Raw genomic sequence first — 5,733 nt, 5'->3', positions numbered from 1 at the left:
CCGTCCGCGCCGTGCCGCGGTGTCCTCGTTCGGCTTCAGCGGCACCAACGCGCACGCCATCATCGAACAAGCCCCCGCACCCGCACCCGCACCCGGACCCGCCACGCCACGGGACTCCGAGAGGCCGAACGGTCCGCTTCCCTGGACACTGTCCGGGAAGTCCGTCGAAGGCCTCCGTGAACAGGCCGCACGACTGAGGGCGTTCGTCCTCGACGACATGAACGTGAGTCCGGCCGACATCGGGTACTCCCTCGCCACAACGCGCACCGCTCTGGATCGTCGCGCGGTGGTCGTCGCAGAGGATCGCGACGGATTCATCGGGGCGCTCGAAGCGCTGGCAGCGGGCCGGACGAGCACGGCTGTGGCCGAGGGTTCCCCGGTGGCGGGCAAGATGGCCTTCCTCTTCACCGGGCAGGGCAGCCAGCGGCTCGGCATGGGCCGGGAGCTGTACGAGGCGTACCCGGTGTTCGCGGATGCGCTGGACGCTGTGCGTGAGCGGCTTGGGCTGGACGCGTTGTTCGGCGACGACGCCGAGCTGCTGGATCGCACGGAGTCCACGCAGCCGGCGTTGTTCGCCGTCGAGGTCGCCCTGTTCCGGCTCTTGGAGTCGTGGGGTGTGAAGCCGGACCTCGTGTCCGGGCACTCCGTCGGCGAGATCGCCGCCGCCCACGTCGCCGGGGTGCTGTCCCTGGAGCACGCCTGCACGCTGGTCGAGGCCCGAGGGCGGTTGATGCAGGTGCTGCCGACCGGCGGAGTGATGATCGCGCTGGAGGCGCCGGAGGACGAGGTCCTGCCGCTGCTGACCGACCGGGTGAGCATCGCCGCCGTCAACGGCCCGCAGGCCGTGGTCATCGCCGGCGACGAGGATGCGGCCGTCGCGATCGTGGAGTCGTACCCGGACCGCAGGTCGAAGCGCCTGACAGTCAGCCATGCCTTCCACTCCCCGCACATGGACGGCATGCTCGACGCCTTCCGCGCGGTGGTGGAGGGGCTGTCGTTCGAGCCGCCCCGCATCCCCGTCGTCTCCAACCTCACCGGCGCCGTCGTCACCGACGAGATGGCCTCGCCCGACTTCTGGGTGCGGCACGTCCGTGAGGCCGTCCGCTTCCTCGACGGCATCCGCGCCCTGGAGGCCGCCGGCGTCACCACCTACCTCGAACTCGGCCCCGACGGAGTCCTCTCCGCCATGGCCCAGGACTGCCTCACCGAGGACGGAGCCGCTCTCGTCCCCGTCCTGCGCAAGGACCGCCCCGAGGCCGAGACCGTCACCACCGCCCTCGCCCACGCCCACAGCCGGGGGATCACCGTCGACTGGCAGGCGTACTTCGCCGGGACCGGCGCGCGCCGCGTCGACCTGCCCACCTACGCCTTCCAGCGCCAGCGGTACTGGCTGGAGGCCCCCGCACACGCCCTGAACGGGCACGTGACGTCCGCGGGCCTGGGCAGCGCGGACCACCCGCTGCTGGGCGCGGCGGTCGAGCTGCCCGACTCCGACGGGTTCCTCTTCACCGGCCGGCTCTCCCTGCGCACCCACCCCTGGCTGGCCGACCACCGGGTCGCGGGCGCCGCGCTGCTGCCCGGCGCCGCGCTCGTCGAGCTGGCGGTGCGGGTCGGGGACCACGCGGGCTGCGACCTGCTGGAGGACCTGACCCTGGAGGCGCCACTGGTGCTGCCCGAGACCGGAGGGGTGCATCTCCGGCTCTCCGTCGCGGAGCCCGAGGCGACCGGACGGCGCGCTTTCCACGTGTACTCCCGGCCCGAGGAGTCCGCGGCGGACGAACCGTGGACCCGGCACGCCGGCGGCTTCCTGGCCGTCGCGACCGAGGGGACGCCCGCGGCGGAGGAACCGGCGGCATGGCCGCCCGCCGGGGCCGAGCCCTGCGACGTGGACGAGCTGTACGCGTCCTTCGACGCGATCGGGCTCGCATACGGTCCGGCGTTCCGCAATCTGCGGCGCGCCTGGCGGCTCGGCGCCGAGGTCTGCGCCGAGGTCACCCTCACCGACGAGGACAGGCCGGAGGGCGCGCGGTTCGGGCTTCATCCGGCACTGCTGGACTCGGCCCTGCACGCGGCCGGTCTCGGGGACTTCTTCTCCGGCGCCGAGCCCGGGGCCCGCCTGCCCTTCGCATGGGACTCGGTGCGGCTGCACGCCGTGGGCGCCTCGGCGCTGCGTGTGCGCATGGCCCCGGCGGGACAGGACGCCGTCTCCCTGCTGATCGCGGACGAGACGGGTCAGCCGGTGCTCACGGTCGCCTCCCTCGTCCTACGTCCGCCGGCCGTCGACGGGATCCCCGGCAGCGGCGCGGCCGGTGGGGCCCTCCGGGACAGCATGTTCCGGGTCGACTGGCCGGTGCTGCCGCTGTCCGCGGACGTGCCGGTGCCGGTCGGCGGCCGCTGGGCCCTGCTGGGCGGGGACCCGTTCAAGCTCGGTGCCGTCCTCAGCACGCCCAGCGTCCACCCGGACCTGGAGTCCCTCGGCCGGGAACTCGGCCACGGAACCGATGCCGTCCCGGCCGAGGACGCGCCCGAGACCGTCCTCGTCTCCCTCGCACCCGACGTGTCCACCGCGGGCGGACTCGTGACGAGCGCGCACAACGCCGTCACCGCCGCACTGGATCTGGTCCGTTCGTGGCTTGCGGACGAGCGGTTCACCGCGTCCCGGCTGGCCCTCGTCACCCGAGGCGCCGTCGCCGTGGACGCGGACGAGGACGTCGACGACCTGGCGCACGCGGCGGTGTGGGGCCTGGTCCGTTCCGCGCAGGCCGAGCACCCCGGCCGGTTCGTGCTGGTCGACGTCGACACCGAGGACGCGTCCCCGCTGACGCTGCCCGCGGCGCTCGACACCGACGAGACGCAACTCGCCATCCGGGACGGCGTCGTGCGGACCTCGCGCCTCGCCCGAGCGGCCACCGCACCCGAGCAGCCGGCCGGCGCGGCCTTCGACCCGGACGGCACCATCCTGGTCACGGGCGCCGGCGGCACCCTGGGCGGACTTCTCGCCCGGCACCTGGTGGACGTGCACGGGGTGCGACGCCTGCTGCTGGTGAGCCGGCGGGGCGGGGCCGCCGAGAACGCTCGCGACCTCACCGCGCAGCTGCACGCGTCGGGTGCGGAGGTGACGTGGGCGGCGTGCGACGTGTCCGACCGGGACGCGCTCGCCACCGTACTCGCGGACGTTCCGGCGGAGCATCCGCTCACCGCGGTCGTGCACGCCGCGGGTGTCCTGGACGACGGCACCGTGGAGGCGATGACCCCCGACCGGCTGCGGCGCGTCCTGCTGCCCAAGGTCGACGCGGCATGGCACCTGCACGAGCTGACGCGGGACCTGGACCTGTCGGCGTTCGTCCTGTTCTCCTCGGCCGCCGGTGTCCTCGGCAACGCCGGACAGGCCAACTACGCGGCGGGCAACGCCTTCCTCGACGCGGTTGCCCAGCATCGCAGGGCGCAGGGACTGCCCGCGGTCTCGCTGGCCTGGGGACTGTGGGACGACGAGGCCGGCATGGCCGGGACCCTCGACGCGGCCGAGCGGCGGCGCCTGAGCCGTGGCGGCATGCTGCCGCTCTCCCCGGCCGAGGGCCTCGCGCTGTTCGGCGCCGCCCTGCCCGGTGCGGGCGGGGCGGAACCGACCGCGCCCCTCCTGGTGCCGGCGCGGCTCGACCTGGCCGAACTCCGCAGGAGTCTCGGCGACTGGACTCCGCCGCTGCTGCGCGGCCTGCTCCGCGGCACCGTGCGGCGCAGGGCGAGCGACGCGGCGGCGCAGACCCCCGACTCGCTCGCGCAGCGCCTCGCCCAACTTCCGTCCACCGAACGGGGCCGGGTCCTCCTCGACCTGGTCTGCACCCAGGTGGCCCAGGTCCTCGGCCACAGCGGATCCGCCGCCGTCGAACCCGGCAGCGCCTTCAAGGAACTGGGCTTCGACTCGCTGACCGCGGTGGAACTGCGCAACCGGCTCGGAGCCGCGTCCGGGCTGAGGCTGCCCGCGACGCTGATCTTCGACTACCCGACCCCGGAAGCGCTGAGCGGCTACCTGCGTTCCGCGCTGCCCCTCGACGACGACGGGCCGTCGCTCCTCGGCGAGCTGGACCGCCTGGAGGAGGCCCTGTCCGTGTCCGACGCGGACAGCGTCACCGCTTCGCGGATCACGATGCGCCTGCAGGCCCTCCTGGCCAAGTGGAAGGACGCGCAGGACACCGGCGGCGCGGCCGCCGACGCGCCCGACGACGACGGCGACCTCGAAACCGCCACCGACGACGAGCTCTTCGACCTGCTGGACGAGGAACTCGGCTCCTCCTGACCCCGCCCCACCCCACCTGCCCCACGACCCATCCGCGCCACCGGAGACCCGTCCGGGCGCGCCGCCCCGCCCGGACGACGACCGACCGGAACGACCGCCTCTGAGGCATGGAGCCCACGCAATGGAGAACGAGGACAAGCTTCGCGACTACCTCAAGCGGGCGACCGCCGACCTGCGCCAGGCCCGCAGGCGGCTGCGCGAGGTGGAGGAGAAGAACGAGGAGCCCATCGCCATCGTCGCGATGAGCTGCCGCTACCCCGGAGGGGTGCAGACCCCCGAGGACCTGTGGCGCCTCGTCGCGAACGGCGAGGACGCCATCTCCGCCTTCCCGGTCGACCGCGGCTGGGACGTCGAGTCGCTGTACGACGCCGATCCCGACAGCGCGGGATCCAGCTACGTCAGCGAGGGCGGCTTCCTCTACGACGCCGGCCACTTCGACCCGGCCCCCTTCGGGATCTCGCCGCGTGAGGCGGTGGCGATGGATCCGCAGCAGCGGCTGCTGCTGGAGACGTCGTGGGAGGCGTTCGAACGGGCGGGCATCGACCCGTCCTCGCTGCGCGGCAGCAGGACGGCCGTCTTCGCGGGCGTCATGTACCACGACTACACCGCCCGCCTCGACTCCGTCCCCGACGGCGTCGAGGGCTTCCTCGGCACCGGTAGCAGCGGCAGCATCGCCTCCGGGCGTGTCGCCTACACCTTCGGCCTGGAGGGCCCGGCCGTCACCATCGACACCGCCTGCTCGTCGTCGCTCGTGGCGCTGCACCTGGCGGTGCAGGCACTGCGCGCGGGGGAGTGCTCCATGGCGCTGGCCGGCGGCGTGACCGTCATGGCCACCCCGTCGACGTTCACCGAGTTCAGCCGCCAGCGCGGTCTCGCGGCGAACGGCCGGTGCAAGCCCTTCGCGGCCGCTGCCGACGGCACGGGCTGGGGCGAGGGCGCCGGCATGCTCCTGGTCGAGCGGCTGTCCGACGCGCGGCGCGACGGTCACCCGGTGCTGGCGGTGGTGCGGGGTTCCGCCATCAACCAGGACGGCGCGAGCAACGGCCTCACCGCCCCCAACGGCCCGTCCCAGCAGCGCGTCATCCACCAGGCGCTCACCAACGCGCGCCTCTCCGCCGCGGACGTGGACGTGGTCGAGGCGCACGGCACCGGCACGACGCTGGGCGACCCGATCGAGGCGCAGGCACTCCTTGCCACGTACGGGCAGGAGCACACGCCCGAACAGCCGCTGTGGCTCGGCTCGATCAAGTCGAACATCGGGCACACGCAGGCCGCGGCCGGTGTCGCCGGCGTCATCAAGATGGTGTTGGCGATGCGGCACGGTGTGGTGCCGAAGTCGTTGCACGTGGATGAGCCGTCGCCGCATGTGGATTGGGCGTCGGGTGCGGTGGTGTTGGCGTCGGACGCGGTGGTGTGGCCGGAGTCGGGGCGTGCGCGGC

At 73.8% G+C, this 5,733-nt stretch carries 2 protein-coding genes; both read left to right on the top strand.

The features are described from left to right. On the top strand, window positions 1-4,294 hold a 4,294-nt coding region (locus ACP4IX_RS35795), incomplete at its 5' end, for an SDR family NAD(P)-dependent oxidoreductase (protein ID WP_426558764.1). Between the two features lie 121 nt (window positions 4,295-4,415). Continuing rightward, window positions 4,416-5,733, top strand: a 1,318-nt coding sequence (locus tag ACP4IX_RS35790; protein WP_426558762.1) for a type I polyketide synthase, incomplete at its 3' end; no start/stop codon positions are given.

The sequence above is a fragment of the Streptomyces sp. WG5 genome, from assembly GCF_049974565.1.
In the GTDB taxonomy this organism is placed as follows: Bacteria; Actinomycetota; Actinomycetes; order Streptomycetales; family Streptomycetaceae; genus Streptomyces.
This window is presented reverse-complemented; position numbering and strand designations above follow the sequence as displayed.